The sequence below is a fragment of the Kluyvera intermedia genome (assembly GCF_034424175.1).
Classification (GTDB): domain Bacteria; phylum Pseudomonadota; class Gammaproteobacteria; order Enterobacterales; family Enterobacteriaceae; genus Kluyvera; species Kluyvera intermedia.
The window spans coordinates 308,297-330,095 of record NZ_CP139986.1; the positions used below are offsets into that span (position 1 = coordinate 308,297).

A 21,799-nucleotide genomic window follows, 5' to 3' on the forward strand; every position below is an offset into this window, starting at 1 on the left:
GGCTTCAAAAGCCAGTTTTCCAGATTTTTAAAGGTGTGGAGATGACTTTCCTACACTAACCCCTCATGGTAACAAACTCTTCCGATCCTGTCGGGTGAATCGCCACGGTATTGTCGAAGTCTTTTTTCGTCGCGCCCATTTTCAGCGCCACGGCGAAGCCTTGCAGCATTTCATCCATGCCGAAGCCGATGCCGTGAATGCCGACAATCTTCTCTTCTGGCCCCACGCAAACCAGCTTCATACGGCACGGCTGGCGGTGTGAGGTGACGGCGGTGTACATCGCGGTGAAGGAGGATTTGTAGACCTTCACGGCGCCGTCGCCGTACTGCTCACGCGCCTGCGGTTCGGTTAACCCGACGGTGCCGATTGGCGGATGGCTAAAGACCACGGTCGGAATATTGCTGTAGTCCAGATGCTCGTCCGGCTTGTTATTAAACAGGCGCTCAGACAGGCGACGGCCTGCGGCAACGGCGACTGGCGTCAGTTCAACAGCGCCGGTGTTATCGCCAACGGCGTAAATACCTGAAACGTTAGTGTTCTGGAATTTATCGACGACGATATAGCCTTTATCGTTGGTTTTCACACCCGTTGCTGCCAGGTTGAAATCATCGGTAGCAGGTTCACGACCAATCGCCCAAATCAGGCAATCGACGGTCTGGCTGCGGCCATCTTCCAGCTCCAGGGTCAGGCTGCCATCGGCATTTTTGACCACGGCTTTCGGCAAGGCGTTAGTGTGCAACTGCGGGCCTTCGGCGTTCATCACTTCAACCAGCGTCTCGACGATCAGCGGATCGAAGCTGCGCAGCGGCGCATGTTTACGCACGAACAGGTGAGTCTCAGCGCCCAGACCATTAATCACGCCCGCCAGCTCAACGGCAATATAGCCCGCGCCAACGACCGCAACGCGTTTTGGCAACGCGGGCAGTTCGAAGAAACCGTTGGAGTCGATACCAAATTCAACGCCCGGAATATTCGGGTGGCTTGGACGACCGCCGGTGGCGATCAGGATATGATCGGCGGTGATCGTTTCCCCATTCACTTCAATGGTTTTCGCATCGACGAAGCGCGCAAAGCCTTTAATCACATCGACATTGTTTTTACCCAGTACGTTGTCGTAAGAGGTATGAATACGGTCAATGTAAGCGGTACGGCTGGCAATCAGCTTGTCCCAGTCGAAGTTATTGATTGTGGTATCAAAACCGTAGTCAGGGCCATACAGGTTGATGGCTTCGCGAATTTGCGCGGCATGCCACATCACTTTCTTCGGCACGCAACCGACGTTGACGCACGTACCGCCCAGGTCTTTGGCTTCAATTAACGCGCATTTCTGGCCATACATGGCCGCACGGTTAATGGAGGCGATACCGCCACTGCCGCCGCCGATGGCGATGTAATCGTAATGTTTGGTCATGGGCGCTCCTCAAACGTTCAATGTCGGACGGGTGAGCGTCATGCTCCCCGTCAAAATATTCGCGATTGTATACCTGAAGTTAATAGGTTCCACCGATGTCTGCGATTACTCCGGCACAATCCAGTTGACCAGCGTATGGCCGATTCCGGTTGGAACCAGTTTGCTGTGCAGCCACGGCAGCACGTTATTCATCTGCGCTTCCAGCTTCCACGGTGGGTTAATCACAATCATGCCGGAAGCGGTCATGCCGCGCTGATCGCTGTCTGGACGTACTGCCAGTTCAATCTGCAAAATTTTACGGATGCCGGTGGACTCAAGATCTTTGATCATGCGTTTGATCTGCGCGCGCAGCACAACGGGATACCACAATGCGTAGGTGCCGGTGGCAAAACGCTTATAGCCTTCGTGAATACCCGCAACGACCGCCTGATAGTCAGATTTAATTTCGTACGGCGGATCGATAAGGATCAGGCCGCGACGAGAAGCGGGTGGCAACTTGGCTTTCAACTGCTGGTAGCCATCGGATTTTGCCACACGTGCGCGGTTATCTTTCTGGAATTCGGAACGCAGCAGCGGGAAGTCGCTTGGGTGCAGCTCGGTCATCTCCAGGCTGTCCTGCTCACGCAGCAGCTGGCGGGCAATCAGCGGGGAGCCCGGGTAGTAGCGCAGCTGGCCGCTACGGTTGAAGTGTTCCAGCACGGAGATATACGGCTTCAACTCTTCCGGCAGATCGTCTTGCTGCCAGATACGGGCGATACCTTCCAGATATTCACCGGTACGCTCGGCGTGCTCGCCGCTCAGCTGATAGCGGCCTGCACCGGCGTGAGTGTCCAGATAGAGAAACGGCTTATCTTTCTCTTTGAGTGATTCAATGATCAGACTCTGAACGGTATGTTTTAGGACGTCGGCGTGGTTGCCTGCGTGAAAGCTGTGGCGATAACTGAGCATGGATGCAGAGATTCCGGGAATTAAACAAGATAGCTGATAGTTTACCGCAGAACGGGGCAGATTACCGCTATTGCGCTCTATCCTGCGTGGGAGAGGATATCATCCGGTGCTAACATTGAAATTCACCTGACTATCCCCCATTCTAGATCCATCGCTAAAGCGCCGTTGAGTGCTTCATTTATTTCTTAGACCAGGATGTGCATATGACCAATCCATTACTGACGCCCTTTGAACTTCCGCCGTTTTCCCAAATTCAGCCAGAGCATGTCGTTCCTGCCGTCACGAAGGCGCTGAACGATTGCCGTGAAAATGTTGAGCAGGTGGTTGCACAGGGCGCGCCGTACACCTGGGAAAACCTCTGCCAGCCGCTGGCGGAAGTGGACGATGTGCTGGGGCGAATCTTCTCGCCAATCAGCCACCTGAACTCGGTCAAAAACAGTCCTGAGCTGCGTGAAGCCTATGAGCAGACGCTGCCGCTGCTGTCAGAGTACAGCACCTGGGTTGGGCAGAATGAAGGGCTGTACAAAGCCTATCGCGACCTGCGCGATGGCGATAACTACGCCACGCTGAGCCAGGCACAGAAGAAAGCGGTGGATAACGCACTGCGTGATTTTGAACTCTCCGGTATTGGTCTGCCAAAAGACAAACAGCAGCGCTATGGTGAAATCGCCACTCGCCTGTCTGAACTTGGCAACCTGTACAGTAACAACGTGCTCGATGCCACCATGGGCTGGACCAAGTTAGTCTCCGACGAAGCTGAACTTGCCGGGATGCCGGAAAGTGCGCTGGCGGCAGCAAAAGCGCAGGCCGAAGCGAAAGAGCAGGAAGGTTACCTGTTGACGCTGGATATCCCAAGCTATCTGCCGGTGATGACCTACTGCGATAACCAGGCGCTGCGTGAAGAGCTGTACCGCGCCTATTCCACCCGTGCGTCCGACCAGGGGCCGAACGCGGGCAAATGGGACAACAGCCCGGTGATGGAAGAGATCCTCGCGCTGCGCCACGAACTGGCACAGCTGCTGGGCTTTGAAAGCTATGCCTTTAAATCACTCGCCACCAAAATGGCCGAGAACCCACAGCAGGTGCTCGATTTCCTGACCGACTTAGCCAAACGCGCGCGCCCGCAGGGTGAAAAAGAGTTAGCTCAGCTGCGCGCCTTCGCTAAAGCCGAATTTGGTGTCGACGAACTGCAACCGTGGGATATCGCTTACTACAGCGAAAAACAGAAACAGCACCTGTACAGCATCAGCGATGAGCAGTTGCGCCCGTACTTCCCGGAAAACAAAGCGGTCAACGGCCTGTTCGAGGTGGTTAAGCGTATTTACGGTATCACCGCCAAAGAACGTACCGATGTCGATGTCTGGAACCCGGAAGTGCGTTTCTTCGAACTGTACGACGAGCACAACGAACTGCGCGGCAGCTTCTACCTCGACCTGTACGCGCGTGAGCATAAACGCGGCGGGGCGTGGATGGATGATTGCGTCGGCCAGATGCGTAAACTCGACGGTACGCTGCAAAAACCGGTCGCTTACCTGACCTGTAACTTCAACCGCCCGGTTAGCGGCAAGCCTGCGCTGTTTACCCACGATGAAGTGATTACCCTGTTCCATGAGTTCGGTCACGGTCTGCATCATATGCTCACCCGTATCGAAACCGCCGGTGTATCTGGCATCAGCGGGGTACCGTGGGATGCGGTCGAACTGCCAAGCCAGTTTATGGAAAACTGGTGCTGGGAGCCGGAAGCGCTGGCGTTTATCTCCGGCCACTTTGAGACTGGTGAACCGCTGCCGAAAGAGCTGCTGGATAAAATGCTGGCGGCAAAAAACTATCAGGCGGCGCTGTTCATTCTGCGTCAACTGGAGTTTGGCCTGTTCGACTTCCGCCTGCATGCGGAATTTAGTCCACAGCAAGGGGCGAAAATCCTCGACACCCTGGCTGAGATTAAAAAGCAGGTCGCCGTGGTACCAGGCCCGACCTGGGGCCGCTTCCCGCACGCGTTTAGCCATATCTTCGCTGGTGGCTATGCGGCTGGGTATTACAGCTATCTGTGGGCTGACGTGCTGGCGGCGGATGCCTTCTCTCGCTTTGAGGAAGAGGGGATCTTCAACCGTGAAACCGGCCAGTCGTTCCTCGATAACATTCTAACGCGTGGGGGTTCTGAAGAGCCTATGGAGCTGTTCAAACGCTTCCGTGGCCGCGAACCGCAGCTGGACGCGATGCTGGCACATTACGGCATCAAAGGCTGAAGACTGGCGTGAAGATTTGTTTACTGGATGAAACGGGCGCCGGAGACGGCGCCTTATCTGTTCTGGCCGCCCGCTGGGGGCTAGAGCACGATGAAGACAACCTGATGGCGCTGGTGATGACACCGGAGCACCTGGAGCTGCGCAAGCGCGATGAGCCGAAGCTTGGCGGGATCTTTGTTGATTTCGTCGGCGGTGCAATGGCGCACCGGCGTAAATTTGGCGGTGGTCGCGGTGAAGCGGTGGCGAAAGCCGTTGGTGTCAAAGGCGATTATCTGCCGGACGTCGTGGATGCGACGGCTGGGCTAGGGCGCGATGCGTTTGTGCTGGCGTCGGTGGGCTGCCATGTACGCATGCTGGAGCGTAACCCGGTGGTGGCGGCCTTACTTGATGATGGCTTAGCGCGTGGTTATGCCGATGCGGAAATTGGCCGCTGGTTGCAGGATCGTTTGCAGTTGATTCACGCTTCGAGTCTAACGGCGCTAACGGATATTACCCCGCGTCCGCAGGTGGTGTACCTCGACCCGATGTTCCCGCATAAGCAGAAGAGTGCGCTGGTGAAAAAAGAGATGCGGGTGTTTCAGTCGCTGGTGGGGCCTGATTTGGATGCTGATGGGCTGTTGGAACCGGCGCGTCAGTTAGCGACCAAACGCGTGGTGGTGAAGCGCCCGGATTATGCGCCGCCGTTGGCGGATGTCGCGACACCGAACGCGGTAGTGACCAAAGGGCATCGGTTTGATATTTATGCGGGGACGGCGGAGTAGTTTTCCCCTCACCCCGGCCCTCTCCCCAAAGGGGCGAGGGAGAAAACCATCGCCTCTTCGGGATAGGCAGAAAACCTAATTAGCGTGCGCGCTCAATCGGTCCCCTCGCCCCTTTGGGGAGAGGGTGAGGGGGCGTCCTCGCTTATGCTTAAACAAACGGGGCCAGCGGGTCGGCAATCTCAAATGCCACCGCGCGGTCTGCCTTCGGTGGGTAAATCAGTTCGCTCACAATCGACACCTTCAACTTCTTCGCCTCTTCACGCGTCAGTTTCACCTGTTGATCCCAGCCTTCGCTGTAAACCGCACCCCATGCGCCCAGATCCAGACAGGTGACGTACATCTCCTGACGATACGGCAACGGCTCGACGTTCAGCAGGCTGGCCGCGACGTTGTTCCCGGCAAATTTGCCCAGCAGAATCGCGTGCTGGCAGGTCATCAGCGCATGGTTGCCTTTATCATCGGTGGCGGCGTAAGCCACATCGCCGGTGGCGTAGATATCCTCATGACCCAGCACCTGAAGATTGGCATTTACGTGCAGGCGACCCTGACGATCGCGCGGCGCATCAATTTGCGTCGTCAAACCGTTAGCCTGGACACCTACAGTCCAGATAACCGTCTGTGAGGCAATAATCTGACCGTCTTTTAGCGTCACGCCAGAGGCATCAACGCTTTCCACTTCGGTATTCACCATCCACTCAACGCCAAGCTCCGCAGAAGCCTCGGCAATAACATCGCGCAGTTCCTGACTCCAGCGCGCACCCGGCTGTGCACCGCGTTCAACTACGACTACTCTGGTCTTAGCATCTGCACCGAGGATTTCACGCAGACGACCCGGAAGTTCCAGCGCCATTTCAATCCCGGTGAAGCCACCGCCGCAGACCACCACGGTATTACGCGCTTCGCTCTCCGGCTGCTGGGCCAACGCCTGCAAGTGTTGCTCCAGTACATTCGCGCTCTCCAGTTGGTCGAGGTCGAATGCATGCTCTGCGGCACCTGCAACTATGTTGCGGTTCACATTGCTGCCGCTGGCCAGTACCAGACGGTCATAGCGACGCAGGCGAATCTCGCCGTTAGCATCTTTCCAGCTCACCTCTTTAGAAGCCGGGAGAATTTGCTCGACGGTACCGCGCAGGAAGTTAACGCCGGTAACGTCGAATAATGGTTGCAGTGGTGCAACCAGCGTCTGGACAGCGCTTTCATAAAAACGGGGACGCACGCGCAGCTCAGGCTGTGGCGCAATCACCGTAATATCAATGTCCTGCTGATTTTTATCTGCCAGACGTGCGGCGCTCAGTGCGGCCCACATGCCGGCAAAGCCAGCGCCTACGATCAGAATTTGTTTACGCATTGTATGTTCTCATTGGTGACTACGAATTATTGACTCGGATTTTATTAGTCGTAGTTAAGGATTGCAACGGGGTTCTGCATAACACCGGTTTTGAATGCGTGAATTTTGCATTATCTATCTGATATTTAACTGATTAAAAATTACAAAAATAGATTAAACACTGAGCATCTAGAATCTGTATTCTGAAAAAGCTACAATTAACTCAGATTAATTTTGGCTGAGATAAGTGAATGGCATTCTACAGTTCTGGGGTTGAGTACGGCATCCATAGCCTGATGTGTATGGTGGACAGCAAAGGCGATGCTCGCGATATGAGCGTGCGTGAAATTGCTGAGCTGCAAAGCGTGCCCTACGATTACCTGGCCAAAATCTTCACGCGTCTGTCTAAGGCCGGACTGGTACGTAGCATTGAAGGGAAGGGCGGCGGTTTCCAACTGGCGAAACCAGCGGAACACATTACGGTGCTGGATGTGGCGAACGCCATTGACGGTGACAAGCGTATTTTTGAATGCCGTGAAATTCGCCAGCGCTTAGCCGTTTTTGAAGAACAGCCGCCAGAGTGGGCTTGCGAAGGGATTTGCGGCGTGCGCTCGGTCATGGATATGGCACAGCAGCGGATGGAAGAAGCGTTAGGTCAGCACACCATTCTCGACCTGGCGCGCAAGATGTACCGCAAAGCGCCGGATACTTTTGTGGTTGAAGTGCAGGATTGGATTGCTGCGCGAAAAGCGTAGTCAGGTAGCCCGGCCAAGCGCAGTGCCGCCGGGAAACTCCCGGAGTCGGCGCCATCGCACCTCGTCCGGGCTACAGTGAAATGCAGGCCGGATAAGGCGTTAGCCGCCATCCGGTAATGATCATTACTGTTCGCCATCCGGCGTATTAATCATCCGATTTAGCCACGGCACCATCATCGCCATCACCACCGTTACCGCCAGCGTCACCAGACCGATTTTGCTGAAGACGTTGGTGTAGATTGGCAGCGTCTGTAGCGGGTCGGTAATATTGTCCGGCACGGCGGTGAAGGTGGCGACGTAGCCACCCATCAGGAATGCGGCGGCTTGGGTCAGGAACCACATCCCGAGAATAAAGCCCATCAAATGCTGCGGTACCAGCGCGGCGACCATCGCCAGCCCCAGGGCGCTAATCAGCAGTTCTCCCAGGCTCTGGAACAGATAGACCAGCACGATAAACCACGGTGAGGTCAGCCCCTGCGCATCGGCAAACCACATTCCCGCCGCCGCAGCGGTCAGAAACCCGAGCGAGCACAGGAACATACCGAGCGTAAACTTCATCGGCATGGTCAGGTCTTTGCCTTTGTTACCCAAACGCGTGTAGATAGCAGCCAGAAGCGGGCTGGCAACCACCACCCAGAACGGGTTTAGCGCCTGGAAGCTCACCGGATTAATGGCGAAACCGAGTATTTCATGATGAACGTTATTGATAGCGAAGAAGTTCAGTGAGGTCGGCATCTGCGCGTACAGAATGTAGAACAGCACGGCTTCCAGCATCAGGATAAACGCGACGAACATTTTGTTGCGCCCGGTTTTATCGAGCTTGAAGGCCTCGCGGAAGAAGAAAATCGTCACTACCAGGGAGAGAAAAATCAGCACCAGGTTGGCGATTTTAACGTTGTGCATCAGCCAGGCGCAGAGGTAAATCATGACCACAGTGCCCGCCAGTACCAATAGCAGATTACGCAAATTCAGCGGCTTGTGGTCCGGCTCGGAACCGATGTCTTTCACCATTCCACGACAGGCGAAGTAAACCAGCAGAGCGACGATCAGCCCCGCCCCGCAAAGGTTGTAGGTCACCGCGTAGCCGTACTTTTCAGCAATGACTGGTGCCAGCGATAGCGACAGCAGCGAGCCAATGTTAATCGACATATAAAACAGGGTGAACGCGCCATCCAGGCGGGTATCTTTCGGCGGGTAGCACTTAGACAACAGGCTTGCCGGGTTGGCCTTAAACAACCCGTTCCCCACCGCAATGGTCCCCAGTGCGATAAAAATCAGGTTAGGTTTTAGCAGCGACATCCCGGCCATAAAGTAGCCAATTGCCAGCACGACAGCACCCAGTACCAGCGTGCGTTTGGTACCGAGAAGATGGTCGCCGACATAGCCGCCAATGGAAATCAGGCCATACACCAGGGCGGCAAACGCGCCGAAGGTAATAAACGCCTGTTCTTGGGAGAACCCAAGCTGTTTAACAAAGAAAACGGCCAGGATGCCCTGAACGCCGTAATAGCCAAATCGCTCCCATAACTCCACAAAGAAGATCATGAAGAATGGGCGGGGCTGTTGTAGTAAGCCTGTCGGTGCGGGTGAGGTCATCTTTCTTCGCCTTTTTATCCTGTCCGGAAAAGTATGAACGCGTATGCCAAAACGCGCTGAAAAAGTCCTGTGGTGCGCAATGATGTGATTATTTTATAAGTTGACGGATTATTATATGGCTATAAAGCGGTTGAATTGGTTGATCAATCTAACATTGTGTTAATTTTTTGGATTTATATTCTTTGAGAGGAGTGGGGTGTGGCGGGAAGAAACAAAAACGCCCGCATATGCGGGCGTTGGTCAGCAAGGAAAAAGGTTATTCGTCTTCTTCGTCGCGTAGCGGAACAATCAGCATATCGACGTGAACGGTATTGATCAGCTGGCGAGCAGACGACATCAGCTTGCTCCAGAAGTCCTGATGGTGACCACAAACCACCAGATCCATATCGTATTTCTTGATGGCATCAACCAGCACCTGACCCAGGTCGCCGCTACCACTCAGGGTTTCGGTGATAGGGTAGCCTGCGCCGGTAGACAGTTCGCTCAGCGCGTGGTGAGTCTCTTCAGAGATACGTTTTTGCATATCGCCCAGATTGACGTCGATAAGACCGGTGTAGAGGTCTGAATAGTTCACATCGACATGAATCAGTGAGACTTTCGCATTGTAGGGACGAGCCATTGATACCGCTTTTTCAACCAGCACTTTGCTCTCTGGTGAAAGGTCGACCGCGATAAGAATATGTTTGTAAGCCATAGTGTTACTCCTTCCATAAAGTTGTCGATGACTGTTGGACCAGACAGCCCATGCGCTGTCCCTTGCCCGCGTCCTGCGTGCCACATGCGCGGGGTTTGCCCTTAAAGACCTAATTGTAGTAGATATTTCTACCTTATCTTGGCCTTTAGGCGCCGTCAATGCATCCGGTTCGCCAATTAGTTAAACAAATTTTTCCGTGTTACGTATTGATAACGATTAACCTTGTGGTAAAAAATTTAACTGATCTCCTACACTATTAGATAAGCCGGTCGAATAATTAAACGTGATCGGTATCGCACTCTTTCATTGAGCGGTTATTGGGTATGGTAAGCGGGATGTTCCTGGAGAGGTCTTTGGGAATTGGTCGCCGGGGAGGCGTTATGATCAGCACGATTGCGCTGTTTTGGGCCCTGTGTATCGTTTGTGTTGTGAATATGGCACGTTACTTCTCATCGTTACGTGCATTATTGGTTGTACTACGTGGTTGCGATCCCTTGCTTTATCAGTACGTTGATGGCAGTGGTTTCTTTACCTCCCACGGCCAACCTGGCAAGCAGGTACGCCTGGTCTGGTACATTTACGGCCAGCGTTATCGCGATCATCATGACGACGAATTTATCCGTCGTTGCGAGCGGCTGCGTCGGCAATTTATTTTGACCAGCTCCCTTTGCGGGCTGGTATTTATTAGCTTGATTGGCCTGATGATTTGGCACTAAGCAAAAAAAAACGGGCCAGTTTCCTGACCCGTTTCTTCTTTGTGTCTGACGCTTAGATAAGCTTCAGAGACAACCAGTACAGTACACCAGACAGAATAATCGACGCAGGCAGCGTGAAGACCCAGGCCATCAGAATGTTGGTCACGGTCTTTCTTTGCAGCCCACCGCCGTCAACCACCATGGTACCTGCCACAGAGGACGACAGTACGTGGGTTGTTGAGACCGGCATCCCGGTATAACTTGCCAGACCGATGGACACCGCAGATGTCATCTGCGCCGCCATGCCCTGTGCGTAGGTCATACCTTTCTTACCGATTTTCTCACCGATAGTGGTCGCTACACGACGCCAGCCGATCATCGTACCGCAGCCTAACGCCAACGCGACGGCCATGATAATCCACACTGGAGCGTACTCAATGGTGCTCAGCATGTCGGTTTTCAGCTTTTTCAGCAGGCGCTGGTCGTCGGCATTCACTTCCGGCATCTTCGCCACTTTATCCGTGGTATCAGAGATGCACAGCATGATGCGACGCAGCTGACCGCGCTGTTCTACCGAGAGCTTATCGTAGCTTTCGATATTAGCCAGCATCGCTTTGGTGCGATCGAGCGCGTTGAGGGTATTCGTCGGATGACAGTGGAACTCAACCGCGGCCAATGCTTCTGGCGTCAATTTCTCAGCGTTGTTTGCGACTTTCAGCAGCAGCTCAGGGCGCTGTTGGAAGAAGATTTCAACGTTGTTGACCGCATCGCGGGTACGGGTGATTTCGTAACCGGAGGCGTTCATATTGACCACGAAACCTGCCGGGGCGACGCCAATCAACACCAGCATTACCAGACCAATGCCTTTCTGACCGTCGTTTGCGCCGTGGGAGAATGCCACGCCAATCGCCGAGATGATCAGAGCAATACGGGTCCAGAATGGCGGTTTTTTCTTACCGTCTTTCTTTTCACGTTCAGCAGGAGTCAGGTGGATACGGGCGCGTTTTTTGGTTCCGCTCCAGTAACGACGCAGCAGGAAAATCAGGCCACCAGCCACAACCAGACCCACGATTGGTGAAATGATCAATGAACCGAAAATATTAATCACTTTCGGGATATTGAGCGCTTCAACCACAGAGGTGCCGGTCATCAGCGCATTGGTTAAACCAATCCCGATGATAGCGCCAATCAGCGTGTGGGAACTGGACGCAGGCAGACCGAAGTACCAGGTGCCGAGGTTCCAGATAATCGCAGCCAACAGCATGGAGAAGACCATGGCAAGGCCGTGTGCGGAGCCCATATTGAGCAGAAGATCCGTCGGTAACATATGCACAATCGCATAGGCTACACTCAGACCGCCCAACAGAACGCCGAGGAAGTTAAAGATTGCTGCCATTGCAACCGCAAGCTGCGAGCGCATGGCACGAGTATAAATCACTGTGGCAACCGCGTTAGCCGTATCATGGAAACCGTTAATGGCTTCATAGAAGAGAACAAACACAAGTGCCAGAACTAATAACAGCCCGGTATGTAAATCCAGGCCAGCGAACAAATGTAACATAGGACGTTACGCCATTTTGAGGTCATGAACGCGCGGCATTATCAGGGACATTGGCTGCGCGGGCAAAGTGAAATCTCTATTTTTTTTGATATTTATCTGCAAGCTGTCAGTGGCTGCAAATAATTATTTCCCTTGTATCAATCAGATAAGTCGGCTTTGTGGATATTTCACTGGTATGACATCCGTGAAAAATTTACACTTCCCGACAATACCTATGTTGAGGATAGTGCGTGGAAAGGTTTGATGCCATTGTAGTGGGTGCCGGAGCGGCAGGAATGTTTTGTGCAGCCATGGCTGGGCAGGCAGGCCGCCGCGTTTTGCTGCTGGACAACGGTAAAAAACCGGGGCGTAAAATCCTGATGTCCGGTGGTGGTCGCTGCAATTTCACTAATCTTTATGTCGAGCCTGCGGCTTATCTCAGCCAAAACCCGCATTTTTGCAAATCTGCGCTGGCGCGTTATACCCAGTGGGACTTTATCGACATGGTCGGCAAACACGGCATTGCCTGGCATGAAAAAACCTTGGGCCAGCTGTTCTGTGATGATTCTGCCGAGCAGATAGTGACGATGCTGGTGGCCGAGTGCGAGAAAGGTAACGTCACCACTCGCCTGCGTAGCGAAATCCTCAGCGTTACCCGTGATGATGCAGGTTACACCCTGCAACTTAACGGCGATGTCGTTTCGGCAGATAAGCTGGTGATCGCCAGCGGTGGCCTGTCGATGCCGGGACTGGGTGCCTCGCCTTTAGGCTATAAAGTCGCGGAACAGTTCGGACTCAACGTTCTGCCAACGCGCGCCGGTCTGGTGCCCTTTACCTTACACAAACCGATGCTGGAACAGTTCCAGGTGCTGTCTGGGGTTTCCGTACCGTCGGTGATTACCGCCGAAGACGGCACCGTCTTCCGCGAGAGTCTGCTTTTCACCCATCGTGGCCTTTCCGGCCCGGCAGTGTTGCAAATTTCGAGCTTCTGGCAAGCGGGCGAATTCGTCAGCATCAATCTCTTACCTGATATCGATCTGGCGGCGTTCCTCGACACTCAACGCGCTGAGCACCCAAATCAAAGCCTGAAAAACACGCTGGCGATGCAGCTGCCAAAACGACTGGTTGAATGTCTGCAACAGCTTGGGCAGGTTCCTGACGTCACTCTGAAGCAGCTCAACGCACGCGATCAGCAGGCGCTGGTTGAAACGCTGATTAACTGGCGCGTCCAGCCAAACGGCACCGAAGGCTATCGTACGGCGGAAGTGACGTTGGGCGGTGTAGATACCAATGAACTGTCGTCGCGCACCATGGAAGCGAAGAAAGTGCCGGGGCTGTTCTTTATTGGCGAAGTGATGGACGTCACCGGCTGGCTGGGCGGCTATAACTTCCAGTGGGCGTGGTCGAGCGCCTGGGCGTGTGCGCAGGCGCTGGCTGATGTCCGAGGACAATAAAGTTGTACACAAAGCACTAAAGTTGTAACCATTCTCAAAAAACGACGCTAATGTTGTATACTTACTGAATGTGTGGTTATAGGGTTGGAGACTATAAAATGCACATATAGGTACGTATCAATGTCGTTTTTAGGGTACGATCATGGCTAGGGGTAGGCGTCTCAAATCCTATTTGGATTATGAAAATGCGCTAGGTGACGGCATAGGAGTGGGCTATGGCCAAAGTTATCAGCCCTGGCTTAGAGCTCAGGACGTTAAATCCCGTGGAAACCGTTCGATAGTCTTTGGCCTTAAGACGTTTCGAAACCATCATCTCCTTTCTTCTGTCGAAAGTAACTTTTTCTATCTGGCTGAGTTTAATGACTCGGTGATTGATATCCGGGAACAATTCCCACTCTTTCCTCTCCGGCTTACCCAACAAATAGCAAATCATCTACATTTTCAACATCCTATGGTGAGGGGGGTGATGCTGCCAACTTACTGATTTAGTGTATGATGGTGTTTTTGAGGTGCTCCAGTGGCTTCTGTTTCTATCAGCTGTCCCTCCTGTTCAGCTACTGACGGGGTGGTGCGTAACGGCAAAAGCACTGCCGGACATCAGCGCTATCTCTGCTCTCACTGCCGTAAAACATGGCAACTGCAGTTCACTTACACCGCTTCTCAACCCGGTACGCACCAGAAAATCATTGATATGGCCATGAATGGCGTTGGATGCCGGGCAACCGCCCGCATTATGGGCGTTGGCCTCAACACGATTTTCCGCCATTTAAAAAACTCAGGCCGCAGTCGGTAACCTCGCGCATACAGCCGGGCAGTGACGTCATCGTCTGCGCGGAAATGGACGAACAGTGGGGATACGTCGGGGCTAAATCGCGCCAGCGCTGGCTGTTTTACGCGTATGACAGGCTCCGGAAGACGGTTGTTGCGCACGTATTCGGTGAACGCACTATGGCGACGCTGGGGCGTCTTATGAGCCTGCTGTCACCCTTTGACGTGGTGATATGGATGACGGATGGCTGGCCGCTGTATGAATCCCGCCTGAAGGGAAAGCTGCACGTAATCAGCAAGCGATATACGCAGCGAATTGAGCGGCATAACCTGAATCTGAGGCAGCACCTGGCACGGCTGGGACGGAAGTCGCTGTCGTTCTCAAAATCGGTGGAGCTGCATGACAAAGTCATCGGGCATTATCTGAACATAAAACACTATCAATAAGTTGGAGTCATTACCGAAGGAATGAAGGCTGACAAGAATGACATGAACTGTTTCAGCCTAAGAGAAGGGGACGGCCGTTTTGAAATAGCCTGTGAATTTGATGACCTGCCCGATTTTATCATGATCGACGACAGGGTGCAGACCACGCTCGCCTCAGAACATCTGCTGAATGAGGACGGCAATTTTGAAATCGTCAAAACGTTTAAAGCAACGACCTCAGGAAAACCGGAGCAGACCTGCATCCGCTGCATCCACCCGGATGAGGAGCCCCTGAGAAATTTACTGGGCATGAAAATTTCTGAGCTCAAGGCGGTGGGAAAAGAAGTTGAAAAAAATGTGGCGGATAAACGCACTGCATCGTTATGGCGTCAGGCCATCAGGGAAGCCGCAGCCCCCTATACCTGTTCGGAAATTATGCTGGATGTCGATAAAGAGTTCGGAACCGACACAAAATCATTATGGGGTAAGATCCTCGATTTGCTGCCCACGTATGCGATTTTCAAAGCCGACAGGGAAAGCAGCGACGGGGATTCCGAAGCTAAAAACCCCTTACAGCAGGCCGTAAAAGACGCTCAGGCTGCGCTGCAGGACAAAATTACAGCGCTGGAAAATGAGATTCAGGACAGCGTCCTGGATGTCGCACAGAGAACGCTGGATAAATTACGTGAAATGGCCCCCGAACTCGCCAGTGAACTGACTCCACGATTTAAGGAGAAACCCAAGTGGACCTTCAATTTCACCCTGGACGGGGAAAATGGCATCCCCATCAATAAGCGCGGCAGCGGGATAAGGAGGCTTATCCTGTTGAATTTTTTTCGGGCTGAGGCTGAAAAGAATGTCGCGGGGACGCCCAGAAATGTGATTTATGCCATAGAGGAGCCTGAAACGTCACAGCATCCGAACTATCAGATGATGCTGATGAAAGCGTTACTGGCACTGGCAGGCCAGCCGCACCGTCAGATTATCGTCACCACCCATGTCCCGGCGCTGGCCGGATTAATCCCTGTCGAAGGCGTACGTTATGTTACCCGAAATGAGGCGGGTGAACCCGTAGTAAAAATGCCGGATGACGCAGTGCTGAAGGAAGCCACTGAAAGCCTGGGGGTGCTGCCAGAGACCGGTATGGAAAGGGCGCAGGGGATTGTTCTGGTAGAGGGAAAGTCGGATGTTACTTTCCTGAGGCATGCGGCCAGTTCATTAAAACAGTCAGGTGCGCTGCCAGCCTCTCTGGAGGACGTGAAAATAGTGCCAGTCCTCATAGGAGGGTGTGGTAGCGTCAAACACTGGGTTACATTGAATCTGGCCAAAGATCTGGGGCTTCCCTGGTGCGTATTTCTGGACTCCGATATTGGGGGAGACCCTGCACAGGTTCTGTCCATCCAGAAGCGTAAAAAAGAAGTAGAGGAGGCCGGTAAGGTATTTTTCGCTACGCGCAAACGTGAGATAGAAAACTATCTGTGCCCGGATCTTATCGAGGAAATTACTGGTGTAGCCGTCACGTTTACGGACACCTGTGACGCTAAAAAAATAATCGGCCGGGCTGTGGGAATGAAACCCGATAATGTACTAGATAAATTCTGGCCTCAGATGACATCAGAAAGAATCATCTCAAGATCAACCTATCATGACGGAACGCAGGAGAGAAGCGAGCTGGTTGAGATCCTGAGCGACATTGTATCCATGACGAGATAATGTATTAAATAAGCATCTCAGGTGCATATATTCCGGTCCTCAACAAAGGACCGGAGTACAGAGTAGTAAAAACCCGAAATTAATCGGGTTTGAATTATATAAAGATTAACCGACTCCCGCGCCCAGGAACGATGTAAAATCACGCTTGTCGTGACATTTCTACAATGTTTACTTTTGACTATCAAGCCATTTATTCATCTGCTCAATTTCACCTTTTTGAGCTTTAATGATGTCCTGCGCGAGCTTTCTCATTTTCGGATCTTTTCCGTATTTGAGCTCGGTCTCAGCCATTGCTATTGCCCCTTCATGGTGCGCTACCATGCCTTTCGCAAAAGCCTTGTCGGGATCGGACTCATTTACGGCAGCCATCATTTTGTCATGCATGTCTTTCATGCCAGCCATATATTCCTGTGACGAAGCCGAGGTAGACATATCAGTCATTTTCATTTCTGAATGTTCTGCTGAAATCGCTGGCAGGGATAACATTAATACTGCAAATAAAGTGTTTCTGGCTTTCATAAAAAATATCCTTTTAGCGTTGATGCCCGTTAACTGTAGCAGAATCTGATAAAAATGCCCCCTGTAGGGGGCAAAGATGTTGCCATATATCCGGTTACGGAAAAATCTATCAAGGAAATAAGGACAGCACAGATACTTCCCTCGCCGTCAGCCTGCACTGAGCATGCGACGATGCGCTTCGGCCATGGCCTGATGTGGGCCAGACTGACCGTTATTCATAAATTCATGGGCAACTGCAGCTCTTTCATGCTCATTCATTGCCGCTAATGACTTCGACGGCCCGGTAGGGGAAACGGTCTGACTTCCCATCATCCTCTGATGACTTTCCACCATTTTCTGGTGCGCATCCGCCGACCCGTTCGTCATGGTTTCATGAGCAATAATGGCCTGTTCATGCTGGTCCATACCGGCCATACGAGGTGCAGTCCCCTGGATCCCGACAGGAGCCGCAGCAGACTGCATCTGGTGAGCAGGTGCCTGTGCATTGTTGACCCGCTCATGGATATTCACGGTTTCAGTGGCCCAGGCCGAAGAAATTAAGCCAAAGCCCAGCAAGGATGCTAATACGATATTTTTCATGATAACTCTCCATTTCTTAATTAGTGATGTCCGGGGGAGTACAACCGGTGTTTTCAGTTCCATAACTGAAACAGGTTCGGAAGTGTTTATTTCTCCGGGAGGGGACTGGATATTCATTTCCTGGCGTCCACTGACGCCGGATATTGATAAAGCAATCCAGCCTTCCTGATAAGTTGCACTAATTATATCGAATGGCTTCTGTTTGCTGCATGACAGGCTAATGACATCTTTGTCATTTAAATCTTTATTCCCAGCACTGGGTGTCCGGAATCATTTTCTCCAGTCTGGGCACGGATAAGATAAAACGCGTTGAGTGTACGTCCGATTCCACCTGCACTCTTCCGTGATGTGCTTCCACGATTGACTTCACAATCGCAAGGCCGATGCCGCTGCCTTCTCCTTTTCGTTGTCTGGACGGATCCACCCGATAAAAACGGTCAAACAACCTTGATAAATGCTCTTCAGGGATTGGTTTCCCCGGATTTTCAATCACAAGGTCAAAAAAGCTCTCCTGCTCTCTTATTGAGACGGTGATTGCCTGTCCCTCCGGGGTATAACGCAGGGCATTGGATAACAGATTATTGATCGCCCTTCTGAACATTTGTGGATCTCCCTCAACCAGGCAGGGCATCCCGTTAAATTTGAGCGTGATATTGCGTTCTTCGGCCCAGGCTTCGAAAAACTCGAAGACTTTCATGACTTCCGCTCTGAGGTCAAACATGACCCTGTCAGGTATCAGCTGATTATTATCTGCCTGTGCCAGGAACAGCATATCGCTGACCATTTTGGTCATCCGGTTATACTCTTCAAGACTGGAATAGAGGACATCCTCAAGTTCCCTCTGTGTTCGATCCTGACTCAGTGCGATTTCAGTCTGCGTCACCAGATTGGTGATGGGCGTTCTGATCTCATGCGCGATATCGGCAGAGAAATTGGCCTGGCGGGTAAAGACATCCTCAATCTTTCCAATCATATGATTGAACGAGATAACCAGTTGCTCCAGCTCAATGGGAACGCGTGTCGGTTCCAGTCGCGCATCAAGATTCTCGGAGGTGATGTTTTTAATGGCATTGCTGACATTACGAAGGGGCAGGTGCCCCTGACGGACAGCGATTCGAATGATCAGAACAATCAACAGGCTTATCACGACGGCAATCGCAATCAGGTTCTTTTTCAGCGCATCGAGGTAATGGAGATGGAAATTAATGGATAGGCCAGTCAGCATGACATAGTTCTGCTGTTTGCCCTGAAATATCGCCTGACCAGAGGAGGCGATAATCCTGTATGTTTCCATCTTCATTTCGGACCCGGTATCCATCGGTCCCGCAGGATCCTCCACCGTCCAGAGAAAGACATCCCGTGCGCGGCTGTGCTCGCTAAAATCTGCTGAATTCACTGCCGGGCGTAGTGCCGCCCCCTGAGCTGAGCTAAAGAGCACTTCCCCCCTGGGATTGAGGAGCAAAAGGGCAACGTTGCGGTAGCTGGCAATTGATTCCTTTATTTTGCTTATTTTTTTATCATCCGGATCCACCGGGGACTGCAGTATACGGTTCAGTGTGGTGCTGATTTGTTGAAGATCGCTGACATCCTGCTCGGCAAAATGATTTTCAACAGAATGCAGCATAAACCAGGTGAATGCGATAAAAGCCAGTATCGTGGACAGGCTGATAAAAAAGGTCAGCCGCAGAGCGAGTGAGAAAGGGCGTCTGGAAGGTTTGCTATGCATCCGGGACCTCCAGCATGTAGCCCACGCCCCGGACTGTCTGGATCAGCTTTGTCTCGTAATCGTTGTCTATTTTAGCGCGGAGTCGCTTTACTGCGACATCGATCGCATTAGTGTCGCTGTCAAAATTCATGTCCCAGACCTGAGAGGCAATCAGGGAGCGGGGAAGAACCTCTCCCTGATGGCGAATGAAGAATTCCAGCAGGCTGAACTCTTTACTGGTGAGCACAATGCGGTTTCCGGCGCGACTGACTTTTCTGGATACGAGATCAATCGAGAGGTCAGCCACCTTAAACTGGCTTTCCGTGATCATCGTGTTTCCCCGCCTCAGAAGGGTTCTCACCCGGGCGAGCAGTTCGGCAAACGCAAAGGGTTTAACCAGATAATCGTCCGCACCCAGTTCCAGTCCTTTGACCCTATGTTCGATCGTGCCGAGGGCTGTCAGCAGTAAGACCGGCATACCCTTTCCGGCAGTGCGCAGCATGCGGATGATATCCCAGCCGTTCACATCAGGTAGCATGATATCCAGAATGACTAAATCATACTCGGCTGTCATGGCGAGATGATATCCGGTAAGACCATTATCAGCGTGATCCACTACGAACCCTGCCTCTGTAAGCCCTTTGCTGAGATATTCACCTGTTTTAATTTCGTCTTCGACGATCAATATTTTCATCTTGCTCCCCGGCTGGCTGCTAATGTCATTCTATTGCGCCCACGATCGTTATCAACGGATTACAGCAAAAATGACAACATTGTCATTATCCTGTCACCCGGCAAACAGAGAGCGTTAGGTAAAGTACCCCTATCAATACTCTGGACTTCATTTGAACCATTTACCAGGTCTGCCTGGACGAGAAGCGTTATGTTCAAATTAAAATTACTCAGCATTAGCACGATATTCATCCTGGCAGGCTGCGTGTCGCTTGCGCCTGAATATCAGCGGCCCGCAGCACCGGTACCCCAGCAGTTTTCACTGTCCCATAACAGCCTGACGCCAGCGGTAAATGGCTATCAGGATACGGGCTGGCGTAACTTTTTTGTCGATCCCCAGGTTACCCGGTTGATCGGTGAAGCTCTGACTAATAACCGTGATTTGAGAATGGCTGCCCTGAATGTTGAAGAGGCCCGAGCCCAGTTCAACGTCACGGATGCAGATCGTTATCCCCAGCTGAATGCCTCATCCGGGATAACATACAGCGGTGGTCTGAAAGGTGACAAGCCGACCACACAGGAGTACGACGCGAGACTGGAGCTCAGCTATGAGCTCGATTTTTTCGGCAAACTTAAGAACATGAGTGATGCTGATCGCCAGAACTACTTTGCCAGCGAAGAAGCCCGTCGGGCCGTACACATCCTGCTGGTATCCAACGTTTCACAAAGCTATTTCAGCCAGCAACTGGCGTACGAACAACTTCGTATTGCGCGGGAAACGCTGAAAAATTATCAACAGTCCTATGCTTTCGTTGAGCAGCAGCTCGTGACCGGGAGTACGAACGTTCTGGCACTTGAACAGGCGCGAGGACAAATCGAAAGTACCCGCGCCGAAATAGCCAAACGAGAAGGCGATCTGGCTCAGGCAAACAATGCCCTGCAACTGGTGCTGGGAACGTACCGCGCACTTCCGTCAGAAAAAGGGATGAAAGGCGGGGAGATAGCCCCAGTAAAATTGCCACCAAATCTGTCTTCACAAATTTTGCTGCAGCGACCGGATATTATGGAAGCGGAATATCAGCTGAAAGCGGCTGATGCCAATATTGGCGCAGCGCGAGCGGCCTTTTTCCCCTCAATTACCCTGACCAGTGGTCTTTCCGCAAGCAGTACGGAGCTGTCCAGCCTGTTTACGTCAGGAAGTGGAATGTGGAATTTTATCCCTAAAATTGAAATTCCTATATTTAATGCTGGCAGGAATAAAGCCAATCTGAAGCTGGCTGAAATTCGCCAGCAACAGTCGGTGGTTAATTACGAACAAAAAATTCAGTCAGCCTTTAAGGATGTTTCCGACACGCTTGCGCTGCGCGACAGCCTTAGCCAGCAACTTGAGTCACAGCAGCGTTATCTTGATTCACTTCAGATAACTCTCCAGCGTGCCAGAGGATTGTATGCAAGTGGTGCTGTCAGTTACATCGAAGTGCTGGATGCAGAACGTTCCCTCTTCGCTACCCAGCAAACCATTCTCGATCTTACCTATTCCCGGCAGGTTAACGAAATTAATCTGTTTACCGCGCTGGGTGGCGGTTGGGTAGAGTAAATTTATTTAATTAATCAGGAAATTAAAATGCGTAATTCACTTAAAGCCGTTTTATTTGGTGCCTTCTCTGTCATGTTTTCTGCCGGTCTTCATGCTGAAACACATCAGCATGGCGATATGAATACTGCCAGTGATGCTTCGGTACAGCAAGTTATCAAGGGCACCGGTGTCGTTAAAGACATTGATATGAATACTAAGAAAATCACCATTTCGCATGAAGCAATTCCAGCGGTGGGCTGGCCTGCAATGACCATGCGCTTTACTTTTGTTAATGCAGACGATGCTATTAATGCCCTGAAAACAGGCAACCATGTCGATTTCTCGTTTATTCAGCAGGGCAATATCTCCTTACTCAAAAGCATTAACGTGACGCAGTCCTGATTGGCTGTCCGG

Annotated in this window: 19 protein-coding genes and 1 pseudogene; 10 read left to right on the forward strand and 10 right to left on the reverse strand. The window is 52.1% G+C overall.

The window, feature by feature from the left end:
* Positions 1 to 55 precede the first annotated feature (55 nt).
* Entirely contained in the window at positions 56 to 1,411 is a 1,356-nt protein-coding gene (gorA, locus tag U0026_RS01415) for a glutathione-disulfide reductase (RefSeq protein WP_062778845.1), read from the reverse strand.
* Between the two features lie 105 nt (positions 1,412 to 1,516).
* Positions 1,517 to 2,359 carry a 23S rRNA (adenine(2030)-N(6))-methyltransferase RlmJ gene (locus tag U0026_RS01420; RefSeq protein WP_062778847.1) on the reverse strand — a complete coding sequence of 281 codons (843 nt, stop codon included), beginning with the start codon at positions 2,357 to 2,359 and terminating at the stop codon, positions 1,517 to 1,519.
* Positions 2,360 to 2,562: 203 nt separating this feature from the next.
* Between U0026_RS01420 and prlC the strand changes: the two genes are divergently transcribed.
* Positions 2,563 to 4,605: an oligopeptidase A gene (prlC, locus tag U0026_RS01425; protein WP_062778849.1), complete on the forward strand. Its 2,043-nt coding sequence runs from the start codon at positions 2,563 to 2,565 to the stop codon at positions 4,603 to 4,605.
* Positions 4,606 to 4,613: 8 nt separating this feature from the next.
* Entirely contained in the window at positions 4,614 to 5,366 is a 753-nt protein-coding gene (gene rsmJ / locus U0026_RS01430) for a 16S rRNA (guanine(1516)-N(2))-methyltransferase RsmJ (RefSeq protein WP_062778851.1), read from the forward strand.
* A 148-nt stretch (positions 5,367 to 5,514) separates the two neighbouring features.
* On the opposite strand, the gene U0026_RS01435 is transcribed toward rsmJ, so the two are convergent.
* Complete coding sequence (locus U0026_RS01435; RefSeq protein ID WP_062778853.1) at positions 5,515 to 6,714, reverse strand: NAD(P)/FAD-dependent oxidoreductase; 1,200 nt, start codon at positions 6,712 to 6,714, stop codon at positions 5,515 to 5,517.
* A gap of 230 nt (positions 6,715 to 6,944) precedes the next feature.
* Between U0026_RS01435 and U0026_RS01440 the strand changes: the two genes are divergently transcribed.
* On the forward strand, positions 6,945 to 7,448 hold the full coding sequence (locus U0026_RS01440; RefSeq protein ID WP_062778854.1) for an RrF2 family transcriptional regulator: 504 nt from the start codon (positions 6,945 to 6,947) through the stop codon (positions 7,446 to 7,448).
* Between the two features lie 123 nt (positions 7,449 to 7,571).
* On the opposite strand, the gene dtpB is transcribed toward U0026_RS01440, so the two are convergent.
* The gene (gene dtpB, locus U0026_RS01445; protein WP_062778856.1) at positions 7,572 to 9,044 is read right to left on the reverse strand and encodes a dipeptide/tripeptide permease DtpB; all 1,473 of its coding nucleotides are present in this window, start codon (positions 9,042 to 9,044) and stop codon (positions 7,572 to 7,574) included.
* A 256-nt stretch (positions 9,045 to 9,300) separates the two neighbouring features.
* Entirely contained in the window at positions 9,301 to 9,738 is a 438-nt protein-coding gene (uspA, locus tag U0026_RS01450; RefSeq protein ID WP_062778858.1) for a universal stress protein UspA, read from the reverse strand.
* Positions 9,739 to 10,118: 380 nt separating this feature from the next.
* On the opposite strand from uspA, the gene uspB reads away from it, so the two are divergent.
* Entirely contained in the window at positions 10,119 to 10,454 is a 336-nt protein-coding gene (gene uspB, locus U0026_RS01455; RefSeq protein WP_062778860.1) for a universal stress protein UspB, read from the forward strand.
* Positions 10,455 to 10,506: 52 nt separating this feature from the next.
* On the opposite strand, the gene pitA is transcribed toward uspB, so the two are convergent.
* Positions 10,507 to 11,994, reverse strand: coding sequence for an inorganic phosphate transporter PitA (gene pitA / locus U0026_RS01460; protein ID WP_062778863.1), 1,488 nt, complete (start codon positions 11,992 to 11,994; stop codon positions 10,507 to 10,509).
* A 230-nt stretch (positions 11,995 to 12,224) separates the two neighbouring features.
* On the opposite strand from pitA, the gene U0026_RS01465 reads away from it, so the two are divergent.
* From U0026_RS01465 to U0026_RS01480, 4 genes and pseudogenes are all read left to right on the forward strand, one after another.
* Complete coding sequence (locus U0026_RS01465) at positions 12,225 to 13,427, forward strand: BaiN/RdsA family NAD(P)/FAD-dependent oxidoreductase (protein WP_062778865.1); 1,203 nt, start codon at positions 12,225 to 12,227, stop codon at positions 13,425 to 13,427.
* Between the two features lie 142 nt (positions 13,428 to 13,569).
* A pseudogene (locus tag U0026_RS01470) lies at positions 13,570 to 13,893 on the forward strand (TnsA endonuclease N-terminal domain-containing protein); the annotation flags it as partial.
* Between the two features lie 51 nt (positions 13,894 to 13,944).
* Positions 13,945 to 14,642 (forward strand): IS1-like element IS1B family transposase gene (locus U0026_RS01475; protein WP_095033700.1). Its coding sequence is split into 2 segments (ribosomal slippage): positions 13,945 to 14,194 and positions 14,194 to 14,642, totalling 699 coding nucleotides; the frame shifts between segments, so codons are not numbered across the junction.
* A 21-nt stretch (positions 14,643 to 14,663) separates the two neighbouring features.
* Positions 14,664 to 16,334 (forward strand): ATP-dependent nuclease, encoded by a 1,671-nt coding sequence (locus U0026_RS01480; protein WP_000642528.1) that lies wholly within the window; start codon positions 14,664 to 14,666, stop codon positions 16,332 to 16,334.
* 168 nt (positions 16,335 to 16,502) lie between these two features.
* Here the strand turns inward: U0026_RS01480 and copM are convergent, their stop codons facing one another.
* The 4 genes from copM to silR all read right to left on the reverse strand — a co-directional run bounded on the left by copM (position 16,503) and on the right by silR (position 19,831).
* The gene (gene copM, locus U0026_RS01485; RefSeq protein ID WP_000647571.1) at positions 16,503 to 16,853 is read right to left on the reverse strand and encodes a CopM family metallochaperone; all 351 of its coding nucleotides are present in this window, start codon (positions 16,851 to 16,853) and stop codon (positions 16,503 to 16,505) included.
* Between the two features lie 147 nt (positions 16,854 to 17,000).
* On the reverse strand, positions 17,001 to 17,432 hold the full coding sequence (gene silE, locus U0026_RS01490; RefSeq protein ID WP_000790485.1) for a silver-binding protein SilE: 432 nt from the start codon (positions 17,430 to 17,432) through the stop codon (positions 17,001 to 17,003).
* 244 nt (positions 17,433 to 17,676) lie between these two features.
* A complete protein-coding gene (gene silS / locus U0026_RS01495; protein ID WP_000555736.1) occupies positions 17,677 to 19,158 on the reverse strand; it encodes a copper/silver sensor histidine kinase SilS in 1,482 nt (493 codons plus the stop codon).
* A complete protein-coding gene (gene silR, locus U0026_RS01500) occupies positions 19,151 to 19,831 on the reverse strand; it encodes a copper/silver response regulator transcription factor SilR (protein WP_000697968.1) in 681 nt (226 codons plus the stop codon). Before silR ends, silS begins: the two co-directional genes overlap by 8 nt.
* Positions 19,832 to 20,020: 189 nt before the next feature.
* On the opposite strand from silR, the gene silC reads away from it, so the two are divergent.
* Positions 20,021 to 21,406: a Cu(+)/Ag(+) efflux RND transporter outer membrane channel SilC gene (gene silC / locus U0026_RS01505; RefSeq protein WP_327030272.1), complete on the forward strand. Its 1,386-nt coding sequence runs from the start codon at positions 20,021 to 20,023 to the stop codon at positions 21,404 to 21,406.
* Between the two features lie 27 nt (positions 21,407 to 21,433).
* Complete coding sequence (cusF, locus tag U0026_RS01510) at positions 21,434 to 21,787, forward strand: cation efflux system protein CusF (RefSeq protein WP_001246155.1); 354 nt, start codon at positions 21,434 to 21,436, stop codon at positions 21,785 to 21,787.
* Positions 21,788 to 21,799 lie beyond the last annotated feature (12 nt).

Excerpts from the sequence above, each read along its gene's own strand:
- silE (WP_000790485.1), bottom strand. The coding sequence starts at position 17,432 with ATGAAAAATATCGTATTAGCATCCTTGCTGGGCTTTGGCTTAATTTCT.
- U0026_RS01435 (WP_062778853.1), bottom strand. The coding sequence starts at position 6,714 with ATGCGTAAACAAATTCTGATCGTAGGCGCTGGCTTTGCCGGCATGTGG.
- uspA (WP_062778858.1), bottom strand. The coding sequence starts at position 9,738 with ATGGCTTACAAACATATTCTTATCGCGGTCGACCTTTCACCAGAGAGC.
- uspB (WP_062778860.1), top strand. The coding sequence starts at position 10,119 with ATGATCAGCACGATTGCGCTGTTTTGGGCCCTGTGTATCGTTTGTGTT.
- silC (WP_327030272.1), top strand. The coding sequence starts at position 20,021 with ATGTTCAAATTAAAATTACTCAGCATTAGCACGATATTCATCCTGGCA.
- U0026_RS01440 (WP_062778854.1), top strand. The coding sequence starts at position 6,945 with ATGGCATTCTACAGTTCTGGGGTTGAGTACGGCATCCATAGCCTGATG.
- pitA (WP_062778863.1), bottom strand. The coding sequence starts at position 11,994 with ATGTTACATTTGTTCGCTGGCCTGGATTTACATACCGGGCTGTTATTA.
- cusF (WP_001246155.1), top strand. The coding sequence starts at position 21,434 with ATGCGTAATTCACTTAAAGCCGTTTTATTTGGTGCCTTCTCTGTCATG.
- prlC (WP_062778849.1), top strand. The coding sequence starts at position 2,563 with ATGACCAATCCATTACTGACGCCCTTTGAACTTCCGCCGTTTTCCCAA.
- gorA (WP_062778845.1), bottom strand. The coding sequence starts at position 1,411 with ATGACCAAACATTACGATTACATCGCCATCGGCGGCGGCAGTGGCGGT.
- silS (WP_000555736.1), bottom strand. The coding sequence starts at position 19,158 with ATGCATAGCAAACCTTCCAGACGCCCTTTCTCACTCGCTCTGCGGCTG.
- silR (WP_000697968.1), bottom strand. The coding sequence starts at position 19,831 with ATGAAAATATTGATCGTCGAAGACGAAATTAAAACAGGTGAATATCTC.
- copM (WP_000647571.1), bottom strand. The coding sequence starts at position 16,853 with ATGAAAGCCAGAAACACTTTATTTGCAGTATTAATGTTATCCCTGCCA.
- U0026_RS01480 (WP_000642528.1), top strand. The coding sequence starts at position 14,664 with ATGAAGGCTGACAAGAATGACATGAACTGTTTCAGCCTAAGAGAAGGG.
- dtpB (WP_062778856.1), bottom strand. The coding sequence starts at position 9,044 with ATGACCTCACCCGCACCGACAGGCTTACTACAACAGCCCCGCCCATTC.
- U0026_RS01420 (WP_062778847.1), bottom strand. The coding sequence starts at position 2,359 with ATGCTCAGTTATCGCCACAGCTTTCACGCAGGCAACCACGCCGACGTC.